The 22,717-nt window shown below is 71.8% G+C and carries 18 protein-coding genes; 11 read left to right on the top strand and 7 right to left on the bottom strand.

What is annotated here, in order from left to right; translation table 11 throughout:
- Positions 1 to 232: 232 nt before the first annotated feature.
- Positions 233 to 928 (top strand): L,D-transpeptidase, encoded by a 696-nt coding sequence (locus AC07DO_RS35130; protein ID WP_479065704.1) that lies wholly within the window; start codon positions 233 to 235, stop codon positions 926 to 928.
- Positions 929 to 1,042: 114 nt separating this feature from the next.
- On the opposite strand, the gene AC07DO_RS35125 is transcribed toward AC07DO_RS35130, so the two are convergent.
- Positions 1,043 to 1,552 (bottom strand): hypothetical protein, encoded by a 510-nt coding sequence (locus AC07DO_RS35125; protein WP_479065702.1) that lies wholly within the window; start codon positions 1,550 to 1,552, stop codon positions 1,043 to 1,045.
- Positions 1,553 to 1,860: 308 nt separating this feature from the next.
- On the opposite strand from AC07DO_RS35125, the gene AC07DO_RS35120 reads away from it, so the two are divergent.
- Positions 1,861 to 2,832 (top strand): DUF3500 domain-containing protein, encoded by a 972-nt coding sequence (locus tag AC07DO_RS35120; protein ID WP_479065700.1) that lies wholly within the window; start codon positions 1,861 to 1,863, stop codon positions 2,830 to 2,832.
- A gap of 238 nt (positions 2,833 to 3,070) precedes the next feature.
- A complete protein-coding gene (locus AC07DO_RS35115) occupies positions 3,071 to 3,607 on the top strand; it encodes an EF-hand domain-containing protein (RefSeq protein WP_479065698.1) in 537 nt (178 codons plus the stop codon).
- Between the two features lie 119 nt (positions 3,608 to 3,726).
- Here the strand turns inward: AC07DO_RS35115 and AC07DO_RS35110 are convergent, their stop codons facing one another.
- The 5 genes from AC07DO_RS35110 to AC07DO_RS35090 all read right to left on the bottom strand — a co-directional run bounded on the left by AC07DO_RS35110 (position 3,727) and on the right by AC07DO_RS35090 (position 9,103).
- On the bottom strand, positions 3,727 to 4,728 hold the full coding sequence (locus tag AC07DO_RS35110; RefSeq protein ID WP_479065697.1) for an SAM-dependent methyltransferase: 1,002 nt from the start codon (positions 4,726 to 4,728) through the stop codon (positions 3,727 to 3,729).
- Positions 4,725 to 5,831, bottom strand: a complete 1,107-nt coding sequence (locus AC07DO_RS35105) for an NAD(P)-dependent alcohol dehydrogenase (RefSeq protein ID WP_479065695.1) — start codon at positions 5,829 to 5,831, stop codon at positions 4,725 to 4,727. The genes AC07DO_RS35110 and AC07DO_RS35105 overlap by 4 nt, the downstream gene beginning before the upstream one ends.
- Positions 5,832 to 6,030: 199 nt before the next feature.
- Entirely contained in the window at positions 6,031 to 6,786 is a 756-nt protein-coding gene (locus AC07DO_RS35100; RefSeq protein WP_479065925.1) for a (5-formylfuran-3-yl)methyl phosphate synthase, read from the bottom strand.
- Positions 6,787 to 7,249: 463 nt separating this feature from the next.
- Positions 7,250 to 8,020, bottom strand: coding sequence for a glucose 1-dehydrogenase (locus AC07DO_RS35095; protein ID WP_479065694.1), 771 nt, complete (start codon positions 8,018 to 8,020; stop codon positions 7,250 to 7,252).
- 396 nt (positions 8,021 to 8,416) lie between these two features.
- Entirely contained in the window at positions 8,417 to 9,103 is a 687-nt protein-coding gene (locus tag AC07DO_RS35090) for a ScbR family autoregulator-binding transcription factor (RefSeq protein ID WP_479065692.1), read from the bottom strand.
- Positions 9,104 to 10,091: 988 nt separating this feature from the next.
- Between AC07DO_RS35090 and AC07DO_RS35085 the strand changes: the two genes are divergently transcribed.
- Complete coding sequence (locus tag AC07DO_RS35085) at positions 10,092 to 10,943, top strand: AfsR/SARP family transcriptional regulator (protein WP_479065690.1); 852 nt, start codon at positions 10,092 to 10,094, stop codon at positions 10,941 to 10,943.
- Positions 10,944 to 11,657: 714 nt separating this feature from the next.
- On the opposite strand, the gene AC07DO_RS35080 is transcribed toward AC07DO_RS35085, so the two are convergent.
- Positions 11,658 to 11,786 carry a hypothetical protein gene (locus tag AC07DO_RS35080; RefSeq protein ID WP_479065688.1) on the bottom strand — a complete coding sequence of 43 codons (129 nt, stop codon included), beginning with the start codon at positions 11,784 to 11,786 and terminating at the stop codon, positions 11,658 to 11,660.
- 132 nt (positions 11,787 to 11,918) lie between these two features.
- On the opposite strand from AC07DO_RS35080, the gene AC07DO_RS35075 reads away from it, so the two are divergent.
- From AC07DO_RS35075 to AC07DO_RS35045, 7 genes are all read left to right on the top strand, one after another.
- The gene (locus AC07DO_RS35075; protein ID WP_479065686.1) at positions 11,919 to 12,740 is read left to right on the top strand and encodes an AfsR/SARP family transcriptional regulator; all 822 of its coding nucleotides are present in this window, start codon (positions 11,919 to 11,921) and stop codon (positions 12,738 to 12,740) included.
- Between the two features lie 584 nt (positions 12,741 to 13,324).
- Entirely contained in the window at positions 13,325 to 14,281 is a 957-nt protein-coding gene (locus tag AC07DO_RS35070; protein WP_479065684.1) for an aromatase/cyclase, read from the top strand.
- Between the two features lie 2,515 nt (positions 14,282 to 16,796).
- Positions 16,797 to 17,861 carry a type III polyketide synthase gene (locus AC07DO_RS35065; RefSeq protein ID WP_479065682.1) on the top strand — a complete coding sequence of 355 codons (1,065 nt, stop codon included), beginning with the start codon at positions 16,797 to 16,799 and terminating at the stop codon, positions 17,859 to 17,861.
- 79 nt (positions 17,862 to 17,940) lie between these two features.
- Positions 17,941 to 18,480, top strand: coding sequence for a cupin domain-containing protein (locus AC07DO_RS35060; RefSeq protein WP_479065680.1), 540 nt, complete (start codon positions 17,941 to 17,943; stop codon positions 18,478 to 18,480).
- A 5-nt stretch (positions 18,481 to 18,485) separates the two neighbouring features.
- A complete protein-coding gene (locus AC07DO_RS35055) occupies positions 18,486 to 19,637 on the top strand; it encodes a DegT/DnrJ/EryC1/StrS family aminotransferase (RefSeq protein WP_479065678.1) in 1,152 nt (383 codons plus the stop codon).
- Between the two features lie 124 nt (positions 19,638 to 19,761).
- Positions 19,762 to 20,346 (top strand): NAD(P)H:quinone oxidoreductase, encoded by a 585-nt coding sequence (wrbA, locus tag AC07DO_RS35050; protein ID WP_479065923.1) that lies wholly within the window; start codon positions 19,762 to 19,764, stop codon positions 20,344 to 20,346.
- A gap of 584 nt (positions 20,347 to 20,930) precedes the next feature.
- A complete protein-coding gene (locus tag AC07DO_RS35045) occupies positions 20,931 to 21,977 on the top strand; it encodes an AvrD family protein (protein WP_479065676.1) in 1,047 nt (348 codons plus the stop codon).
- Positions 21,978 to 22,717 lie beyond the last annotated feature (740 nt).

The raw sequence follows: 22,717 nt of genomic DNA, 5'->3' as shown, positions 1-22,717 counted from the left end.
TGCAGCATAGGGGGCTTCAGGGGTGTCTCTTCCACAGGGTATTCACGAGTACTTCACGTATCCGTCGCGGTGGACGGGCCGGCGCGGGAACGAGAAAGAAGGCGCCGCCGCCGAGGAAATCGTCCTCTGTTACACACCTGTGCCGATTCGCCCTACAACGAACCCCGCGGTCGCGTCGTCTAGCAGAGGGGATTCACCCCGCAGACGAATGACGAACGAGGAGTAGGCAGCGATGGGGGACATACGCAGACGAGGGGCCGCGGCTCTGGGGATCACCATGCTGGTGGCCCCGCTCACGGTGGCGCTCGGTTCCGGCAGTGCTCAGGCAGCGTCGTGCTCGACACAGACCGGCCCGTACCAGAAGCAGGTCGAGAAGTTCCTCGGCCGCCCGGTGGACGGAAAGCAGTCGACGGCTGACTGCAAGGCCATCAAGGCCTTCCAGACCAAGCACAAGATCACCCCGAACGCCGGGTACGCGGGCGGTGTCACCTGGGGTGTCATGAACCTCATGAACAAGCAGAAGGCGGTGGGCGACAACCCCAACAAGGCGGGCAAGTGCCCGACCGACAAGGGGCGCATCGCCTGCGTCGATCTGACGCTTCAGCTCAGCTGGATCCAGGACGGCAAGAACCTCAAGTACGGCCCGGTCCCGGTGCGCACCGGCCGCAACGGGCACGAGACCCGCACGGGCCTGAAGAAGGTCTACTGGCGGGACATCGACCACGTGTCGAGCATCTACCACGTGCCGATGCCGTACAGCCAGTTCTTCGACGGCGGCCAGGCGTTCCACTCGGTCGGCATCAGCGTCTGGGCACCGCCGGGCTCTCACGGGTGCGTCAACATGACGAAGAAGGACGCCACGAAGTACTGGAGCATGCTGCGCAAGGGAGACGACGTCTTCGTCTACGGCCGCAAGCCGGGCACCTGATTTGATTCCGGGCGGCCGCCCGCGAACGGTGTGGCGCTTCCGGTGCCTGATCAGCCGTACAGCTGATCCGGACAGGCGGCCTCGGCGCGCGGTACCCGCACGCCGGGGCCCGCGTCACGCCGAGAGGCCGCCCGTACTGCGGCGCTCCCCGACACCCTCTCGACGGCCCGACCTGGCGCGGTACTCGTCCAGGAATCCCACCGCGATGAGCGCAAGCACCGCCGCGAGGGCAAAGGCGGCTGCCGCGGTGTTCAGCAAGGCGTAGGGGCCGCTTCCCGCGACGACGCTCCCGTCGTCCAGCAGGCAGTCGAAACCCAGCGGAACGTAGGACGGCTCATGCCCGGCGAGGCGGTCGAGCACGTCGGGCGGGAGCGAGCGGCAGGGGACGGCCGGCGACGACCCCGCGCCGGACTCGGCCTCGCTCGCGTCCCACTGGACCGCACCGAGCCCGATCAGGTACGTGATGACGGCGCCGACTGCCGCCATGCCCGCGCTCCAGCGGAGCAGGTCGCGGGCCCAGTCCGGTCGACGCCCGGGGAGGGCCACCGACACCAACTTGACCGCGACCGCGATGGCCCAAACGGGCGCGGCGAGCAGGGCGCCGTACATGAGCAGGACGAACACACCGGCCGCCTCTCGGACGTTCCTCGACCGAGGCGACGGATCGCCGCCCTGTGCCGGACATCATGCCTGGCCCGCCAGTTCCCACTGGAGTGGGGCCCCGGGTCCCGAGGGAGCGGGGTAGCCGGGTCCGGCTCCGACGGGAGCGACAGGAGCGGAGCCTGCCGGCCGAGAACGGGGCTCGCCGACCGAGGACCAAGCCCCCCCGGCGGCCGAGAACGAGGCTCCTGGCGGCCGGATGACGCACCATGGGTCACAGGGGCGACATCGTCCCGTGTACGGCGCGCGTCGGGTGAGGCGGAGGAGACACGGTGGACGGGGAATCCTGGGCGGCGACGGCCGCGGACATGCGGGAGGCTGCGCACGCGTTCCTGTCCGTCCTGGAACCGGAGCAGGTACGGGAGTTGCGTAGGGGCCCCGGCCGGCTGGACGCGCCCGAACTGCGCGAGTGGACGTATCTGCCGGGATCACGTCCGGGGCTGTCCACCGAAGGACTCGACGACAGCCAGCGCGCCGCGGTGGACCGCCTGCTCGTCGCGGCGCACAGTGCGACGGGAGCGGAGCTGGCGCGCGGCGCGATCGAGGTGGAGCGGCACCGCCGCGCCAGGGCCGGTGCCGCGGGAGCCCCCGACCGCTACTGGCTGCGGCTGCTCGGCGACCCCGACGGCGACGCCCCTTGGGCGTGGCGGATGAACGGTCACCACCTCGCCGTACACGTACTGATCACGGCCGCGGGCGTCCGCGTGACGCCGCACTTCATCGGTGCGGAGCCTGCGCGCATCACCCACGGCACGCAGGCGGGCCGCCGACTGCTGGGCCCCGAGGAGGACCTGGCCAGGGAACTGGTCACGGACCTCGACCCCGACCGGTGTGCGACCGCGGTGTTCGACACCGTGCCGCCGGACGACATCCTGACCCGCGACGACCCGTTCGCGGACCCCGGCAGGCTCCCGGCAGGACTCACCCACGACGACATGACGCCCAATCAACGCCGGCTGCTGGAGCGCCTGGTGCGCCGCTATCTCGACCGCGCGCCGACGGCGTACGCACGGCAGTGCTGGGACGACACCGTGGCGCGCGGTCTGGACACCGTCACCTTCGCCTGGGCCGGCGGCCGCGCGCCGGGGAACCGGCACTACTACTGCGTGCGAGCCCCCGACTTCCTCATCGAGTACGACAACACCCAGGACGACGGCAACCACGCCCACTCGGTCTGGCGCCACCTGCGCCACGACTGGGGCATCGACCTGCTCCGCGCGCACTACGCGGAGCAGCACGGGTAGGCCCCGCCTCCCGGTAAAGGACACCCCTGGCGCCCCCCGTGGGGCTCACCGACAGACCAACCGGCTCCGATATGTCAGATGTGTTCACAGTGGAGCACATTTATCACCAAAAGCGAAGAACGGGCACTTTCAGCGCTTCGTGACGGTTCCATGGATCAAAACAGTTCCATGGATCAAAGCGGCTGCACGCGCCGGGTCGGGCAGCCGCGCCCGTGGTCACAGAAGACAGGTGAGGCACATGCGAACCGAGGCTGCCAAAAGGGTCGAGCTGGTTTTCTCCCTCTTCGACGCCAACGGCAACGGAGTCATCGACTCCGCCGACTTCGACCTGATGACGGGCCGGGTCCTGGAGGCGGCGACCGCGTCGGACGACGGTGCCAAGGACGCCATTCGGGCCGCGTTCCGCCGCTGGTGGACAACGCTGGCCACTGAAGTGGACACCAACGGCGACGGTGTGATCACCGTGGACGAGTTCCGCCCGTTCGTGCTCGACCCCAAGCGTTTCGGCCCCACGATCGCCGAGTTCGCCGAGGCCCTCTCCGCACTCGGCGACCCCGACGGGGACGGCCTGATCGAGCGCCCCCTCTTCGTCTTGTTGATGACGGCGATCGGCTTCGAGGAGGCGAACATCCACGCTCTCTTCGACGCCTTCGATCCGGACGCCGAGGACCGCATCACCGTGTCCACGTGGGCCAACGGCATCGTGGACTACTACGCGCCGGACATGGCGGGGATCCCGGGCGACGAGCTGGTGGCGCCTCGGGCCGTCGCCTGACGCACCGCGCACACCGTCGCCGTCCACACGCCCTCACCATGCACACGTCTTCGCTTCCCACACGTCTTCGCTTCTCACACGCCTTCGCCTCCCACACGCCGCAGTGAGCGCTGCGGACGTCACGGTCGCGGCTTGTGCGCGAAGACCCACCGGTTCCCCTCCAGCGCGTCGTTGGACTCGGGGAGGGGACCACGCCCGTGCCGTCGGGTGAAGTCGAAGGGCGTGTGCACCGAGGCCGACCAGCCCTTGGCCGTCAGGTCGCTCACGGATCCGGGCCGTGGCCCCTTGTCGAAGAGGTGGAGCAGGTCGATGCCGATCTGCTCGCGCGTCGCCGTATAGATCGGGCTGTCGCGGTACGCCAGCAGATCCTTCTCCAGCTTGACCTCGAAGGCCAGCGCACTGCCTCCGGTGGTGAGCCTGTCCACCATGTCGATGAGGTACGTCTCGACGGGGCCCGGCAGGTAGAAGAGGAGCCCCTCGGCCAGCCAGACGCTCGGCGCGGCAGGGTCGAAACCCGCGACGGCCAGCGCGCCGACCCAGTCCGCGCGCAGGTCCACGGGTACGGGGACGCGCTTCACCTTCGGGACGGCCGACAGGCCCGTGAGCACCCGCTGCTTGAAGTCCAGCACGCCCGCCCTGTCGATCTCGTAAACGACGCAGTCGGACGGCAGGTCGAGCCGGAAGGCACGGGTGTCCAGCCCGGCGCCCAGCAGCACCACTTGGCGGACGCCGACACCGACCGACTGCTGACCGGCCGACTCCAGACCGACCGACTGCTGACCGGCCGACTCCAGACCGACCGACTGCTGACCGGCCGACTCCAGACCGACCGACTCCAGGAGGAAGTCGTCAAGGACCCTCGTCCGCAGGCCGAAGTAGCGGGCGAACCGCCCCCACAGCGGGTTGTTGTCGCCCTCCGGGACCTGTTCGATGCGCACCGGCCAGTGGGCGCAAGCCGGGGCCGCGCGCACGAAGTGCTCCGCATAGGCGTCCTGGGCCAGGCTGTCTTGGCGACGGCTCTCGATCGCCCGTGCCGCGGCGACGAGGAGGGCGGTCAGGCCCACACCTCCGTCGACGCCGTCCCTGCTTCCTCTGTCGGCGGGTGCGGGGTGATCGCTCATCGGCTGGTCCTCTCCGGGAGCAGGACGGGTTTGACCACACGGCCCGCTCCACAGTCGCGTTCGGCCTGGTTGATGTCGCCCAGTGGATAGGTGCGGATCAGCTGGTCGAACGGGAAGAGCCCGGCCCGCCACAGCGTGATCAGCCGGGGGATCAGCACACCGGGCACGGCGTCCCCTTCGCAGATGTGGCGGATGCCGCGGCCCCGGTCGAGCGTGCCCGGCTCGAGAGACAGCGGAGTGCGGAAACGCGCCACCAGGCCGAGGGTGCCCTTGGGGTGCAGGGCGTGGAGCGCGTCGTTGATGAGCGGCGGCGCGGCCGTGGTGTCCAGTGCGTACCGTGCCCCGCCGTCGGTGAGGCGGCGTATCCGGCCGGACAGATCGGGGGAGGCGGCGTGCAGCGGCGTGGCGCCGAACCGCTCGGCCAGGGTGAGCCGTTCAGAGTGCCGGTCGACGGCGAGGGTCAGCACGCCTGCGGCCGTGGCCGCCATCACCGCGGCCAGGCCGACGGCCCCCGCGCCGAAGACCACGAGCGTGTCGCCGGGCCCCGCACGGAAGGTGTTCAGGACGGCCCCGGCGCCGGTGAGGAAACCGCAGCCGAGCGGCCCGAGCAGTTCGAGGGGTAGCGCGGGGTCGACCCGTACGGCGTTGCGGACCGGAACGAGTGCGTACTGGGCGAACGAGGACTGTCCGAACCACCGGGGTGCCAGCGCCCTGCCGGCCGCGTCGGTGAGCCGCGGCGGGTGCTCCTCGCGGCCCCCGAAGAGGTTGAGGGAGGCGAAGGAGCCGCAGTAGGCGGGGGCGCCGCCGCGACAGTTCGCACAGTGCCCGCAGGAGTCGAAGCTCAGCACGACGTGGTCACCCATGTCGATCGCGGCGTCCGGACCGCCCGCCGCCCGCACGACGACGCCCGCGCCCTCGTGGCCGAGGACGGCCGGCAGGGGACTTCGCCCCCCGGCACCGCGTACCGCGAGATCGGTCCCGCACATCCCGGTGCCCGCGATCTCGACCAGGATCTCGCCCACGGCGGGCTCGGTCCGCAGCAGCACGTCCTCGACCGTGAACGGGCTCTCGTACGAGCGCAGTACGGCCGCCTGGAACTTCACGGACTCGCCTCCCGCGGTCGGTGGACGACGAACGGCCGAGGGCCGCGGCGGAATCCCCACGGCAGACCCCCCCAAGACACGGCAGCCCCCAAGCCATGGCAGACCCCCAAGACGAAACCCCACGGCAGAGCCCGCAGGGGAAGCGGGCCGCGACGCAACAAGTACGGCTGTGCGGCTGTACGGCTGCCCTCACGGGCGTTCAGCGCGCGGAGGGGGCGTCGGCGGTGTGCTCCCGCGCGTGCCGGTCCATCTCCGCCCGGAAGGCGGCCACCAGATGCGGCCGAATCCTTCCTGCGTTGCGGTCGCCGCCCTCACAGACCGCGCCCCGCACGCCCACGATGTCCGTGCCGATGCGGGTCAACGGGCCGAGGTCGGCCGCTGTGACACTGCCCGCGAGGGCCGCGCGCAGCCCGGACGCGTGGGCCAGCCGGACGAACTCGGCGCAGACGTCCGGCGGAACGTGATCGAACAACCGCGTCCCGTCCTTGACGGCGGTATCGAGCATGGCCGCGTCGGCGCCGGAGCGAGCGGCGATGTCGGGTATGGCGAGCGGATTGACGCAGCCGATCCGGTGAGCGTCGGCATAGCCCGAAGCGACGACGAGCGCGTCCGGGCGGTGATCCTTCACCGCTCGGACGACCGCGCGCATGACCTCGATGCCTTGGGCGGGCGTCGTGCACCCATAGAGGCCGACCTTGATGTACGTGGCCCCCGAGACGACGGCGCCGAGCGCCGCCTGGGCCACCGTGCCGGGCTTGTACGGGACATCCCCCACGGTCGCGGACACCGGCTTGTCCGCCGGGATCGCGTCACGGATCTCCTTGATGACCCAGGGGAAGTTCGCACCGAGCGAGCCTTCGTCGGGCTTCTTCACGTCGACGATGTCGAGATGCTCCACCGCCTTCGTGCATTCGAGAGCTTCCTCGACGCTGTCCGGGGAGATGAGAAGTAACACCATGACCTCCTTCCGCCGCCGTGCCGCCCTGTCGCTCACCGACCGAGTACGCCGAGTACACGGATACATCGAGTACGCCGATGAGCCGAGAACGTCGGGTACGTCGAGTACGCCAATGAGCCGAGTACGCCGAGTACGCCGAAGGCAGGGGGCCGCGGGTCGCCTGTTTCGTGTGCGGTGGGTTCATCATCCCCGTCACCCCGGAGGACGGGGAGGCGCACAAAGTGCTTGTTGGGTGCTCGAGGCGACGTTCGGTGCGCCGTGCACACCGGAGCGACTGGCCCCACCCGCACCGTCCGACCCGGCCGGGCGGGACCGGAGGCGGATCCGCACGAGCACGACCAGTACGGAGGGCGAGCCCCGCGAGTGGTAAGGGGCAGGGTGCACGAGGCGGCAACCGTGCCGGTCTCGGCGAGCAGAGCCGCTGCCCACGCGGGGCCGTGTCCGGTCTCTGTGGCGGGGGCTACCAGGTGGTGGCGCCGCCGTCGACGGGGAGGGTGGCGCCGGTGATGAAGGAGGCGTGGTCGCTGCAGAGCCAAGCGGCGGCCTCGGCGACTTCTTCGGGTTCGGCCATGCGGTTCTGAGGTGAGGAGGCCTTGCTTCTGGCTTCCTGGGCGGGGTGACGGGTGAACCAGTCCTCGACCATTTCGGAGCGGGCCAGGCCGGGGGCGAGGGCGTTGACGCGGATGTGGTGGGGGGCGTATTCGACGGCGGCGACTTTGGTGAGGCCGATCACGGCGTGTTTGGCGGCGATGTAGGGAGCGGCGACGGAGGTGGCGACGAGGCCGGCGACGCTGCTGGTGTTGACGATGGCGCCGCCGCCGGTGGTCAGCATGGCGCTGATCTCGGGGCGCAGGCAGTTCCACACGCCGCGTACGTTGGTGTCCATGATCAGGTCGTAGGTGCTGTCGTCCATGAGGTGCAGAGGGCTCTTCTCGGCCGCTGCACCGGCGTTGTTGAAGGCTAGGTCCAGGCGTCCGTAGGTGTCGACCGTGTGGGCGACGGCGCGTTGCATGTCGGTGGCGCTTTGCACGTCGGCGGTGCAGTAGGAGGCGTCGGCGCCGGCCGCGCGCAGTTCTTTGACCAGGGTCTGCAACCGGTCCTCGCGCCGGGCGACCAGAACCACACGGGCACCCTCGCGGGTGAAGACGCGGGCGGCGGCCGCGCCGATGCCGCTGCTGGCTCCGGTGATCAGGGCTGCCTTGCCGGCGAGGGTGCCAGGGTGCTGGGTCATGGGCCGGGGTTCTCCTTGGCTGTGGCGGTGCATGCCGGGGGCGCCGCTTCTGCGCGGGGCGGGATGATCTGCCGGTAGCCTAGTGTGCGCGTTCGATAACTGGGCTTATGTTTCCGCTTCTTGGCCTTCACCCTGTGAGCCCGGCCATCAACTCGCCCCGACGCGTCGGGTGTTGTCTGCGGGCGGCGTGTTTTCGCCTTGTCCGGTTGTCCGGTTGCCCTGCTGTCCTGCCGGGTGTCCGGTGTTGCCTGGTTGGCCTTTGCCGGTCATGCCTGGTCATGCCCGGCCGTGCCCTGCCCGGCCCCTGCCCCTGGGGTCGGCTTGCCCTGCCCTGTCCGGCCCGTTATGACCTGCCTGGCCTGGGGTGTCCGGTCCAGTCATCCCGCCCTGCCCCGATCACGGCTCGGCCCGCCCGCCCTGTTCTGCCCGTCCCATCTCGGTCGGGATCCCGGTCCCGGCCGACGTGGGATCTGTTTTGGCTGTGGCTGTGGCTGCGGCTGGGTGGTTGGGGTGGGTTGTGTGGGGTTGCAGGAGTTGGCAGAGCGTGGTGAGGGGGGTGGGGGTGTGTTTGTGGGGGTTGGTGCGGTGGAGTATTTCGTGGCCGATGGTGGTGGCGAGGATGGTGGTGGTGAGGTGGTCGGGGGAGATGCCAGGGGCGAGGGTGCGTTCGTTGGCGGCGCGGGTGGCGAGTTGGTGGAGGGTGGCGTGCCATTGGTGGTGGAGGTTGTGGGGAGTGTGGGGGCCGGCGTCGTAGTGGAGGCGGAAGGCGGCGCGGACGATGGTGTTGTGGTGGAGAAGGTGAGCCATGCGGTGGGTGAGGTCAATGAGGTTTTGGATTGCGCTGGTGTGGGTGGGGGGTGTGGCCTCGGTGGTCTGGCGCAGGGTCTGGGCGGCGGCATGTTGCACGGCGTCGGCGAGCGCTGCCTTGTTCTCGAAGTGGAAGTGGAGGGCGCCGCGGCTGACGTGGGCGCCCGAGCTGATTTCTTCGAGGCTGGCGCGTGTGTAGCCGTGCCGTTCGAAGAGCTCGGCGGCGGAGAGGATGAGGGCGTTGCGAGTGCGGGTGGCCCGTTCCTGCTTGCTCACTGGTGACTCCCGTCACGGATGGTGTCCAGACCGCGTATAAAACCAACTCGCCGGTTTGATCTCCAGGGGGAGGTCGGTCCTGGTTCTGGTATCGGTCCGGTGTGACGCATTCCGTTTGCCCCTTGGTGGGGGTCTGGGGGGTGGTCACCTCGGCGGGTGTCCGTGGGGCTGGCCGGGGGTGGCGGGGGACGCTTTGGCCGGAAGGCGGGGGTTCCGTTCCGGCTGTCCGGGGGGCCGGGTGGGGCGGTGGCTGCGGGGAACATGCCCGTGACATTAACCCCATTAAAAACCGTACGAGCGGTTTTAATGAAAGCGCGTGTCGCTTTTGGCCCTTGGGTCCGGGGTATCGCGTCGTCGCGCGCGGTGCCGAGCGAGGCGAACGCCTGGCCCGTCGCTTCGGTTCGGCTTCTGGGGGCCGCCCGTAGGGGGTGGGCTTCGCCGACGGCTCGCGCGGGTCTGGTCGATGACGTCATCGACCCGGCCGAGACCTGTGAGGTCCTCATCCGGGGCCTGGCCGTGCTGCGCACCAAACACGCCGGCCTGCTGGCCTTCGCCTGCCTTTCCTGTTCGGCCGAACACGGCAGCTTGCCCGGGTTGTTGTGTTTCTGGGGTTGTGTGTTGCGGTTGGTCGGGGGCCGGGGGCCGGGGGCCGGGGGCCGGGGGCCGTTGGTCGTGCGGTTCGGGGGTTGGCCGTGCCCGGGACGCCGCCTCTGGCCTGTTCTCCCGGTTTTCCTGGGTTCTTGGGTTGTGGGTCTTGGTGTTGTGGTGGGTGGGTGGTGGGGGGTGTGGGTGGGTGTTTTCTTGAGGTGTGGTGGAGGGGTGGTGGGTGGAATGCCGGAGGTGGGGTGTAGGGGGACTAGAAACCAGCTACGCGGTTTTGTATTGACAGGGCGTGGTGGATGGCTTTGAATCTGGGTGCGGTATAGGGGCTCGGCTCTGTGGTACGGGTGCGGGTGGCTGTGACCACTTTCAGCTTCAGGGGGATGCTGTGGATATTGGGGTGCTGGGCGCGCTGGCGGTGCGGGTGAACGGTGTGTCGATTGTGCCTACGGCGCCCAAGCCGCGGCAGGTGCTGGCGTTGTTGGCGTTGCATGCGGACCGGATGGTGCCGGTGTCGGTGCTGGCGCAGGAGTTGTGGGGTGCGGCGCCGCCGCGCAGTGCGCGTACCACGTTGCAGACGTATGTGCTGCAGTTGCGGGAGCTGATTGCTGTTGCGCTGGCGGGGGAGGAGGGTGCGGGGCGGCGTGGTGCCAAGGAGGTGTTGGTGACGATGCCCGGCGGGTATCTGCTGTGCGGTGGTGGGGGCGGCAGTGATGTGCGGGCCTTTGAGCGGTTGGCGGGGGCTGGTTACCGGGCCATGGATGCCGGGGACTGTGCGGGGGCCGCGGGTCAGCTGCGTGAGGCGCTGGGTTTGTGGTCGGGGTCGGCGCTGGCTGATGTGCAGGCCGGTGCGCAGCTGCAGATGGAGGTCAGGCGTCTGGAGGAGAGCCGGTTGTGTGCGCTGGACCGGCGTATTGAGGCGGATCTGCGTCTGGGGCGTCATCGTGAGTTGCTGGCGGAGCTGACGGTGCTGGTCAACGGCTACCGTGCCCATGAGAGTCTGCATGCCCAGTACATGCTGGCGTTGCACCGTTCGGGGCGGCGTGGTGAGGCGCTGGATGCCTATCAGCGGTTGCGGGCCACTCTTGTGCGCGAGCTGGGTCTGGAGCCCTCGGCCAGGCTGCGGCGTCTGCAGCGTTTCATTCTGGGCGCCGGCCATGACCTCGCCGCCCCCGTGGCGCCCGCGGCTGCCACGGCCGCGGTGTCCGGGGTGCCGGTGCGGCTGTTGCCCACCGGCTGAATCCTCCCCTTTTGGCCGGTGTGGCCGGCAGCGGCCGCCCCCCCCGGGCGTCCCGTCCCCGCACCCCCGTCCCGGGGCGTCCCGTCCCCGCACCCCCGTCCCGGGGCGTCCCGTCCCCGCACCCCCGCCCTGGGCGTCCTGTCCCTGTCTGTTGTCTGTTTCTTGCTTCCCTTCTTTTCGTGTATTCGGCCGCCGGGGGTTCTGCGGTGGGCGAGTCGTGTCGATGGGTGTGTGCCGCTCTTGCCGGCCATGCCGTGTACCACCGCGTACCACTGCCGGCTGTCGCGCCCCCCACCGCGCTGCCGGGGCCGTGCACCGGGCCGGTGTGCCGGCGATGAAGCCGTTCAAGGATGAAGCCGTTCAAGGACGTGAGGGCCCAGCGGGGCGAGGAGGGGGGTGGGTGATGCGGGACAGGGTTTCTTTGCCGGCTGTGCGGATGTCGTTCCGGGCCGGGCACACCCGGCCCGTGCCGCCTGCCGTGCAGGCCGCCTGCCCGCTGCGGCACCTGACGCCCCCTCACCCCGGCCCCGCCTCCCACGCCTTCCCCAGCCCCAGCCCCAGCCCCAGTCCCAGTTCCTTCCCCGGCCCCGACCCCAGTCCCAGTTCCTTCCCCGGCCCCGACCCCAGTCCCAGTTCCTTCCCCGGCCTCAGTTCCTTCCCTTACCCCGGCCTCAGTCTCTTCCCCGGCCCCAGCCCCGGCCCCGGCTCCTTTCCTCACTCCGGCCTCAGCTTCTTCCCCGGCCTCAGCTTCTTCCCCGGCCTCAGCTTCTTCCCCGGCCTCAGCTTCTTCCCCGGCCCCAGTTCCTTCCCCGGCCCTAGTTCCTTCTCCTTCTCCTTGTCCATCTTTTTCTCCTGCGCAGGGTCCTGCGCGGGGTCTCCTGCGGCGAAAGGGGGATGCTCCGCATCCGAGACGAGAGCGCCCGCGGCGACGGAATGCAGTCAAGACAAGAACTCGACGAAGTACGGAGAAAACCCATGAAGATTCAGGTTCTGGGTCCGTTGAGCGCCGAGGTCAACGGGGGATCGATTGTTCCGACGGCACGTAAGCCGCGGCAGATCTTGTCCCTTTTTGCCCTCTATCCCGGACAGGTCATGTCCGTGCCCACGCTCATGGAGGAGCTCTGGGGCACCGAACCGCCTCAGAGTGCGCTGACCACCCTGCAGACCTACATCCTCCAGTTGCGCCGGCATCTGGGTACCGCGTTGGGGCCCGACACCCCCGGCACTGCCAAGGAGGTTCTGGCCACCCGGCATGGCGGCTATCTGATGCAGATACCGGCTGAGGGGGTGGATGTGCATGAGTACGACCGTCTGGCCGCCGAGGGTCGTAGTGCCTTCGACAGTGGTGACGATGCGCGTGCTGCGGACCATTTCCGCCGGGCGCTGGCGCTGTGGCGCGGGCCCGCGCTGGTCGATGTGCGGGTGGGTCCCATTTTGGAGATTGAGGTCATGCGTCTGGAGGAGTCGCGTCTGGGCGCCGTGGAGCGGCGTATCGACGCCGATCTGCGCCTGGGCCGGCACTCCGAGCTCATTGCCGAACTCACCGAGCTGACCGCCCGCTACCCCCAGCACGAGGGCCTGCATTCCCAGGCCATGGTGGCGCTCTACCGTTCGGGGCGGCAGGCCTCGGCGCTGGAGATCTACCGCAAGCTGCGTATCCGCATGATCGAGGGACTGGGGGTGGAGCCTTCCCCGCAGGTGCAGCGGCTGCACCAGGCGATGCTGGCCGTCGATCCCCAGCTGGATGTGACCGCCGGGCCGCGGCGCACCTCCACCTTCGACCTCTACGCCGCCTGAACCACCCCCGCGCCACCCGCAGGGGCGGTCCGGGCCGGGGCGGGACGGGACACCACCCGCCCCCCCCCGGCCGGTCCTGCCCCGGCCAGGGCGGTCCTGTCCCGCCCTGGCGCGGCCAGTGCTGTCCCGGCGCGGGGCGGTCCTGCTCCGCTCTGTGCTGTCCCTGGTGCGGCCGGTTGTGCTCTGTCCCGCTCTGGCGCGGCCGGTCCTGTGCCGGCGCGGGGCGGTCCTGCCCTGCCTTGCCCTGCTCTGTCCTGTCCCGTCCTGGTGCGGCTGGCCCTGTGCCGGCGCGGGGCAGTCCTGTCCTGCCTTGCCCTGCTCCGCCCTGTGCTGTCTCCGGTGCGGGCGGTTGTGCTCTGTCCTGTCCCGTCCTGGTGCGGCTGGTTCTGTCCTGGCGCGGGGCGTTGCGGGGCGGGGCGGGCGTTGCGGGGTGGGCTTGAGCCGGGTCCGGGTGCGTATCGAGTGGGTCCGGGCAGTCTTGGGGGGATCGCTGCCGGCCGCATGCCGGGACCGCTGTCCCGCGCCGATGGCGTGCGGGGCCCGGGGGAGGGGGGGAGCTGCGCGGGCGGAGACAGGGGGGTGCGGTGACCGGGGAGCGTATCCACCAGCTGGCGCACACGGTCGAGGTGGCCGCACCCGCGCACGTCGTTTATGCGCTGGTCGCCGATCCGGAACGGTGGCCGCTGCTCCTGCCCCGTACCGTCTACGCCCAGCGCCTGGACTTCGACGGCGTCCATGAACGGCTGCGGATGTGGGCGCTGGCCGGGGGCCGGATCGCCACCTGGACCTGCGCACGGGTCCAGGACCTGAACCGCCGGCGTATCACTTTCCGCCAGGACCAGCTCATGGACGCAGCCGCCCCGATGGCCGGGGTCTGGCAGGTCCGGGCGCTGGCGCCCGGCCGCTGCCGGCTGAGTCTCAGCCATGAGTTCTCCGCCGCGCGCGAGCGGCCCCGGGACGCGCTGTGGCTTCGCGAGGTGGTCACCGCCAACAGTCTCTGTGCCCTGCGCAGTCTGCGCTTCCTGGCCGAGCAGGGGTCCCGTCTGGACCGGCTGGCCCTTTCCTTCGCCGAGTCCATCCGCGTCAAAGGGCCCCCCGAACTCATCTACCACTTCCTCTACGACGTGTCCGCCTGGCCCGGCCGCCTCGCGCATGTCCGCCGGGCCGCTGTGGAAGAGCCCTGCCCGGGCATCCAGAAAGTCGTCCTGGACCTCGCCGCGGCCGACGGCAGCACCCCCACCGTGGCCGGCCTGCGCATCTGCTTCCCGCACGCCGGACGCATCGTGCACAAGGCGACCGTGCCCCGCCCGCTGCTCGCCGCGCACTGCGGCGAGTGGTCGGTGCTGCCCGACGAGAGCGGCGTCACCGTCCTTTGCCAGCACCACGTCCTGCTGCGCGAGGACACCATCGAGCAGGTCCTGGGCCGCGGCGCGGACCTGGCCGCGGCCCACCGCCACGTCCGCGCCGCCCTCACCCACGAAAGCCGCCAGACCCTGCGCCTGGCCCGCCACCATGCCGAATCCTCCATCCGCACCCTGTAACCCCCGGCCCCAAAGGAAGAGAAAGGGGCAGGTAGGGGCAGGGGCGGGGTGGGGGTGGGGAGGGGGCGGGATGCCCGAGACGTCTCCCGCCGGACCCGCACACCCGGCACCGGCCCCTCACCCCCACCCCGTCACTACGGCAGCCAGGAGCCGCAAAGGACACTGCCCCACCACCGCCCAGCCCCTGGCCACCTGGCCCGGCGCACACTCTGCGCGCGCCCACCCTCTGCTCCCGCTACTCCTGCGCCCGCCCACGCCTGTGCCCGCCCACCCTTGCGCCCGCCCACCCCTGCGCGCGCCCACCCCCTGCTCCCGCTACTCCTGCTCCCGCCACGCCTGCGCCCGCCATGCCTGTGCCCGCCCCACCTGTGCCCGCCCACCCCTGCTCCTGCCATGCCTGTGCCCGCCCCACCTGTGCCCACCCACCCCTGCTCCTGCCACGCCTGCTCCCGCCCCACCTGTGCCCACCCACCCCTACGCCTGCCCACCCTTGCGCCCGCCCCGCCATGCCTGCGCCGGGGGAGAGGGGGTGCATGTCCCGTCCGGTGCGGGCCAGTTGGCCCTCGGGGGTGCTTCGCCCGGTGCTCCCCGCCGGTTTGCCCGGGGCCGTATCCCGGCGCCCGCCCTCGCCTCCGGGTCCGGCCCGTGGACCGCGGGTGCGGACCGGCCCGGGGTCTTCGCGGCGTGCCGGGTGCCGCCCGGGAGCCCGCCACCCGGCCCGTGACCTACGTCACTTTCAGGGGCTCTTGGTGCGGGGACGGCATCCGTGTCACTATTTCCGCACGACTTCCCTGCCCAAATCCGGTTCTGCGGCGGCGGGTCGAGCGTCGTATCTCCCGCCCCGTACGGGCCATGCCGATTTCATGCCCGTGCGGTGCTGCTTTTCCTCACCGTTATTTCTTTGCCCGTATGCCGTGATGCCGGTGCTGTGATGCCGGCGGCCCGCGGGTCACGGCGGGGAGCCCTGTTTCCCGCGGCGCCCGGCGATCCGGGTCCGAGGGGGGCGGCGTATGTGGCCCAATCGCCTGCGCAGGAAACCGAGTTCCCCGCATCGAGTCGCCTGCGCACCGTTACCCGCGCGACGGCGCGGCCGCACCCGCCGCCACCGCCTTGCTCTCTTCCCTCCCGCGCATCCCCGCCCGCCACTTGCTGCCGCCTCGGCCTTTCCCCTTCTTCCCCCCGTCCGCCCGGTCGATCCGGACCGGGCATGCAAGCGGGCGGAAGGGCGGCCCGGGCGGGCGGGGGCGGACGCTGCGCGAGCAGAGCAAGGCGGCAGCGGGGGGGGGGTGGGGGAGCGGCGGCCGGGACGGGGTTGGTCACGCGCCGGACGACCCCCGCACCCCCCGCCACCGGTGGTGGCCGCACCCCCGACACCGGCGGCTCCGGCCACCCGCCACCACAGGCCCGCCACTGCACACCCGCCCCCGCGGGGCTCGCCCCCCGCGGGGGCGAGCCCCGCGTCGTCCGAGGTCTTCGTCCCGGGGCAGGACACCCTGCCGGCCGGCACCTGGCGGCGGGCAGCCCGGCAGCCCTGCCGCGCCCACACTCCTGTCCGCAGGCCCCGGTTGGCCCTGTGATGTGCCGGGCCGGGCCCGCGCGTACCGCGAACAGCCCGTTCACCTCCCCCCCCCGGGGGGGCGCCGGGCCGGCAGCCCGGCGCCCCAAGAGCCATGCCCCAGACCCAAGGCCCAAGAGCCGAGACCTCAAGACCTCAAGGCTCAGGCCCCGAGCCGCGGTCCAGGCCACGGCCCCAAGAGCCAAGACCCCAGAAGCCCAGGCCTCAAGGCCCAGGCCCTGAGCCACGGTTGAGACCCCAGGCCCAGGCCCAGGCCCAGGCCCCAGGCCCCAGGCTCCGGGACCCGGAACCCAGGGCCCGAGGCCCGCGCCCCGAGCCACGGTTGAGACCCAAGCCCTAGGCCCCAGAACCGGAACTCAGGGCCCAAGCCCAAGGCTCCGAGCCACGGTTGAGGCCGCAGGCCGTAGGCCCCAGAACCCGGAACCCGGTGCCCCAGAACCCAGTGCCCCAGGGGCCAAGGCCAAGGTCCCGAGCCACAGTTGAGGCCGCGGATCCCAGGCCCCAGGCCACGGCCCCAGACCTCAGACCCCAGCCCCCAGACCCCAGGCCGCGGCCCCCAGGCCACGGCCTCAGACCTCAGACCTCAGACCCCAGGCCGCGGCCCCAAGGCCGTGGCCCCAAGGAGACGAGCAGGCAAGCGGGCCCCAGTAGCCCAAGTGGGCCTAAGTAGCCCAAGTGGGCCTGAGTGGGCGCGAGTGGGCGGGGGATCCGCCGTCATCTCGTGCCGCCTTCCCCGGCGCCCGCACCCCGGCCCCGCGCCCGCGCGCAGCCGGAGCGCGGGCCCGGCGAAGGCGGCACGGCCAGCGCCGTCACAGCTGCCCGTGCCACCCACCCAACCAACCGCCCGCCCGCCCGTCCGGGCGGGCGGGCGGCACGGGCAGTGCGCGAGAGCTTCATTCACGTGCAGAAGGCAGACTCTAGAGAAAGTGGATTCCCGATATGCCTAGGCTATGCAAGCCGTCGGTGCGTGTGCCGGAATACGTCATCACAGCGGAAGAGACGCTGGAATTCGCCGAGCGGGTCCACGCCGGGAAGCCGCAGCTTCCCCTGGCCCTGCGGCTGATCCGCAACACGGGGGTGCTGAAGCGGCATATCGTCCAGCCCATCGAGCAGACCCTCAAGCACCCGGGCCTGACCGAACGCAACCGCATCTACGAGGCCGAGTCGAAAAAACGCACCCCCGAGGTCGTCGAGGAGGCACTGGCCAACGCCGAGGTCACCGCCCAGGACATCGACGCGATCATCTACGTGTCGTGCACCGGGTTCCTCATGCCCTCGCTGACGGCCTGGCTCATCAACACGATGGGCTTTCGCTCCGACACCCGCCAGATCCCCATCGCGCAGCTGGGCTGCGCGGCCGGCGGCGCCGCCATCAACCGGGCCCACGACTTCTGCCTGGCCCACCCCGGCACCAACGTCCTGATCGTCTCCTGCGAGCTGTGCTCCCTGTGCTACCAGCCCGACATGGACGACATCGGCTCGCTGCTCTCCGACGGACTGTTCGGCGACGCGGTCGCCGCCGCCGTGGTCCGCGGCACCGGCGGCACCGGCATCGAACTGGAGAGCAACTCCTCCTACCTCATCCCCCACACCGAGGACTGGATCTCCTACTCGGTGCGCGACACCGGCTTCCACTTCCAGCTGGACCGCCGGGTGCCCGGCACCATGGAGCCGCTCGCCCCGGTGCTGCGCGAGTTCGCCGCCGGCCACCAGTGGGACGCCTCCAACCTCGACTTCTACATCATCCACGCCGGCGGCCCGCGCATCCTCAACGACCTGGCCAAGTTCCTGGACGTGGACCGCAAGGTGTTCCGCCACAGCTGGTCGACGCTGACCGAGTACGGCAACATCGCCAGCGCCGTCGTCCTGGACGCGGCCCTGCGCCTGTTCGAAGAGGACACCCCGATGCCGGACGCCACCGGGCTGATCGCCGGCTTCGGCCCCGGCATCACCGCCGAGATGGCCCTGGGCCGCTGGAACAGCGACACCCCGCCCGCCGGCTGACCCGCGCCCACCCCGGGCACCGCGCCGGCCCCCCGGGCCGGGCCCGCGGGCGCCCGCAGGAAAGAAGGAAACCCCACACATGACTGGCCTGATCGTCCCGCCCGGTGAGGGACGCAAGCTGATCACACCGGCGCAGGAAGTGACCTTCAAGGCAACCCAGGCGCAGGGCTCCGCCATCTCCGTCTTCGAGGTGGTCGTGCCGCCCGGCTTCGACGTCGGCGCCCACGTCCACCACGAGTCCCAGGAGTTCTTCTACGTCCTGGAGGGCGAGCTGGACCTGCTGTGCTTCGAGCCCACCCAGCGCACCAAGGACACCTGGCACCACTGGCAGTCCGCCAGCGGCGAACGCGTCATCCGCGCCGCCGAGGGCGGCTGCATGTTCGTGCCGCCCGGCACCCCGCACGCCTTCCGCAACGCCACCGACAAACCGGTCAGGATGCTCTTCCAGAGCTACCCCTCACCCGACCACGAGCACTACTTCGAAGAGATCGCCGAGATCTGGGCGCGCGGCACCACGGTCGACCCCGCCGCCGTCGAGGACATGCGCAAGCGCTACGACGTCGAGGAACTCACCCCCTTGCGCTACCAGCCGCCCGCCACCGCGGACAACGGGAAGTGAGCACCATGAACGACACGATCCCCCTGGTCCACGCCAGCCTGGGCGACCAGGAACTGGCCGCCGTCGCCGAGGTGTTCGCCTCCGGCTGGCCGGCCGGCCAGGGCCCCCGGGGCAAAGCCCTGGAAGCCCAGCTCTCCCGGCGCTACGACGCCCACGCCGTCGCGGTCAGCAACTGCGGCGCCGCCCTGCACCTGGCGCTGCTCGCCCTGGGCGTCCAGCCCGGCGACGAGGTCATCGTCGCCGACTACACCTTCCCCGCCCCCGCCCACGCGGTGCGCTACCTCGACGCCGTGCCCGTCTTCGCCGACGTACGGCCCGACACCCACACCATCGACGCGCAGGCGGTCGCCGACCTGATCGGCCCCCAAACCGCCGGCATCATCGCGGTGGACACCGTGGGCCTGCCCGCCGACTACCGCGAACTGCAGGCCCTGGCCGACCGGCACGGCCTCTTCCTCATCGAGGACGCCGCCTGCGCGGTCGGCGCCACCTACCAGGGCCGCCAGGCCGGCGCCCTGGCCGAGATCGCCTGCCTGTCCTTCCACGGCCGCAAGGGCGCCACCAGCGGCGAGGGCGGCGCCCTGGTGGCCACCGACCCCGCGGTGGCCGCCGACGCCCGGCTGCGCTCCTCCTTCGGCATCGGCAGCATCTTCGACCAGTCCAAGGTCGTGGGCCTGCCCATCCCCCAGTTCACCGAGGTCGGCTACAACTTCAAACTCTCCGACATCGCCGCGGCCATCCTGCAGGTGCAGATCGGGCGGATCGAGGAACTGCTGGCCCGCCGCGCCACCGTCGCCGAGCACTACGCCCACCTCCTGGCGCAGGAGGAACTGCTGACCCTGCCCCAGGTCCCCGACGACCGCACCCACGCCTGGCAGTCCTACCTGGTACGCCTGGACGAGGGGGTGGACCGCGCCGCGCTCGCCGCCGACCTGCGCGGCCAGGGCATCGGCTGCGGCCACGGCACCTGGGCCACCCACCTGCAGCCGGTCTTCGAGACCAAGCAGACCTGCCCCGTCTCCGCGGACCTCTTCCACCGCCACCTGGCCATCCCCATGCACGCCGAACTCACCACCGGCCAGGTCGAACGCGTCGCGGCAGCCCTACGCACCGCCCTGCGCACCCACCGCACGGGCGGCCCCGGCCGCACCGCATGAACGGCCGGCCGCCCACACCGGACCCGCCCCCAAGCCGGCGCCGGGACACCCCCGCACCGCACCGCACCCATCAAGGAGCCCAGCTGTGACATCGGTGAACGTCGCGATCATTTACTACAGTTCGATGGGGAATGTGCATGCGCTGGCGCATGCGGCCGCGGAGGGGGCGGAGAAGGCGGGCGCGCGGGTGCGGGTGCGCAGGGTGGCCGAGACCGCGCCGGCGGCGGCGGTGGCGGCCAATGAGGCGTGGGAGCGTTACCGGGCCGAGCACGCCGAGGTGGCGGAGCCGGTGCATGAGGATCTGGTGTGGGCGGACGCGGTGCTGTGGGGCACACCGACACGGTTCGGGAATCCGGCCAGTCAGCTGCGGGCGTTCATCGAGACGACGGGCCCGCTGTGGGCGCAAGGCCAGCTGGCGGGCAAGGTGTATTCGGCGTTCACGTCGAGCAATACGCTGCACGGGGGCCAGGAGTCGACGATCTTGGCGCTGGCCAACACGTTCTATCACTGGGGCGGGGTGATCGTGCCGCCCGGTTACACCGATCCGGTGCAGTTCCAGGCGGGCAATCCGTATGGCACCTCGCATGTGGTGGGGGCGCCGGGCAGTCAGGTGGCGCCCAGCGAGGTGACGCTGCAGGCGGCCGCCTACCAGGCACGCCGCGTGGTGGAAGTCGCGACCGCCCTCAAGGCCGGCCGCGCCGCCGCCTGAACCACCAGCCCCCCAGCCCCCAACCGCCCCCGGCCCGTGCGACCGGCACCGCACCGCACCGTGCCCCCGGCCGCCGCCCGGACCCGCCCGGTCCCGGCCGCTCCCGCGACGGCTGCCCCACCCGGGACACCGGACCCGCCCACCAGGACCGGGGGCGGCGGGCCAGGGCACACCACGAGGCCGGGGCACACCGCCGGACCGGGGCACACCACGAGGCCGGGGCACACCACGAGGCCGGGGCACACCACGAGGCCGGGGCACACCGCGGGGCCGCCGCACACCGCCGGCACCCGCTGCCCCCTCCGCCGGCTGCAACCGCCCCGGCCCCCGCACCGGTTGGCCTCACCCGCCGGCCTCATCCGCCGCCGGCCCCGCCCCCTCCCCAGGAGGGGGGCTGCTTTCCCCTCTACGACGACACAGCCCCGCCCCATGGGAGCCCGTCCGCTGCGCCCGTCCGCTGCGCCCGGCGGCACGGCCCCGGCAACGTCACCGCAGTGACGTCACCCAAGCGACTGCCGAAGGCGCCCCCCCCCGCACCGCCGCGGGGCCGGGCGGGCACCCCCTCGGCCGGACAAGGAGCGCCCGTGCCCCCCTTGGAACTTTCCTCCGTGGACGATGTCCTGGGCCCGCGAGCCGACCGGTTTCTGGGCGAGGGCTTCAAACAGGCCCAGCACGCACTGCGCGGCATCACCATCACCCCCGGCACCGGGGCGGGTGCGGGCATCACCGCCACCGCCCACCTCACCCCGCCCCCGGCACCGCCGCACCGCCGGGACACCGCCCCCGCCCCCGCCCGCGCTTCCGCCCCGCGGCTGAGCGCCATCGACGCGATGCTCTTCGGTGCCCAGCTCACCGGCCTGTACGCGGCCCACACCCGGCAGCTCGCCCCCGATGCCCATTTCGCCGTGCAGCACCTGGAGATGCGGGCGGGCACCGGCCCGGGACAGGACGAACCGGAAAAGTTCCCGGTCAGCGGCCGGCCCGTGCCCGCCCGGCACCCCGGCCCGCCGACAGGGACCACGCTGGACTGCCGCATCGGATCCCTCTTCGCCCAGGTGCACACCCGCCACAGCCCCGCCGGGGCCGACGGCCCGGACCGCCCCGGCGGCATCGAGCAGGTGTACGACCTGCCGCAGGAACTGCCCGGCCCCTGGAACGAGGCCCCCTACGGCATCGCGCACACCGCCCGGCAGCAACTGCTCACCCAGGCCAGCGTGCTGGTGGCCGACGGCCGGGCGTGCGCCCGCGCCACCCTGGCCCCCCACCCGGCCACCACGGTGCCCGCCGCCGCCCCGGCCACCATGATCGACGCGTTCGTCGCCGTCCTCCAGCTCGGCCAGGTCCTCCTGTACACGCTGGACGGCGTCGAGGCCGGCCACGGCGACCACCTGCGGATGCGGCGGGCCCGCATCACCGCCGCCCCGGCAGCCGCCGCACACCCCACCGACCAGGCGACGGCCGCCCTGGCCCAGGCCCAGCTGCTGCCCTCCACGGCCGGCATCTGGCGCACCGCCCAGATCCGCGGAGCCCTGCACGGCATCCAGGTGCAGGCCCACGTCGCGCACCTCCTGCCCGCCTCCTGGCCCGGCCACGACCGCCCCCGCCGACACCCCGCCACCGCGCCGGCGTGATGCCCTGGGCCCCACGGGCGGGCCAGGAGCCCCGAAACAAACGGCCCGGCCCCGGGGACCGGCCACACGGTCCCCCCCCGGGCGAGCCCGCGCCGGACCGCCACGGGCCCGAACGCCTAGGGCGTGGGCGCTTCGTGCCCGATCGCCCGTGCCCGACCGCCCGCGCCGGGCTGCCCGTGCCCGACCGCCCGCGCTCGGGGCCGTCTGTGCCTGAACGCCTAGGGCGTGGGCGCTTTGTGCTCGACCGCCCGCGCCCGGGCCGCGTGTGCCTGAACGCCTGGTGCGTGGGAGCTTCGTACCTGGCCGCCCGTGTCCGACCGACCCGGCCCGCGCCGCCCGGGCTCGGGGCCGTCTGTGCCTGAACGCTTAGTGCGTGGGCGCTTCGTGCCTCGCCGCCCGCGCCCGGGACGCGTGTGCCTGAACGCCTGATGCGTGGGGGCTTCGTGCCTGGCCGCCCGTGCCCGACCGACCGCGTCCGGTCCGCCTGTGCCTGAACGCCCGTGCCCGAACGCCCGTGCCCGAACGCCTGGTACATGGGCGCTTCGTGTCCGACCGACCGAGCCCGGGCCGCCCGTGCTCGGGGCCGCGTGTGCCTGAACGCCCGTGCCCGAACGCCTGGTACGTGGGCGCTTCGTGTCCGACCGACCGAGCCCGGGCCGCCCGTGCTCGGGGCCGCGTGTGCCTGAACGCCTGGTGTGTGGGCGCTTCGTGTCCGACCGACCGTGCCTGACTCCCCGTCT

This window comes from Streptomyces sp. NPDC045678, assembly GCF_056432085.1.
Note: the sequence above shows the minus strand (reverse complement) of the source record. Positions and strands in the feature narration are given on the sequence as shown.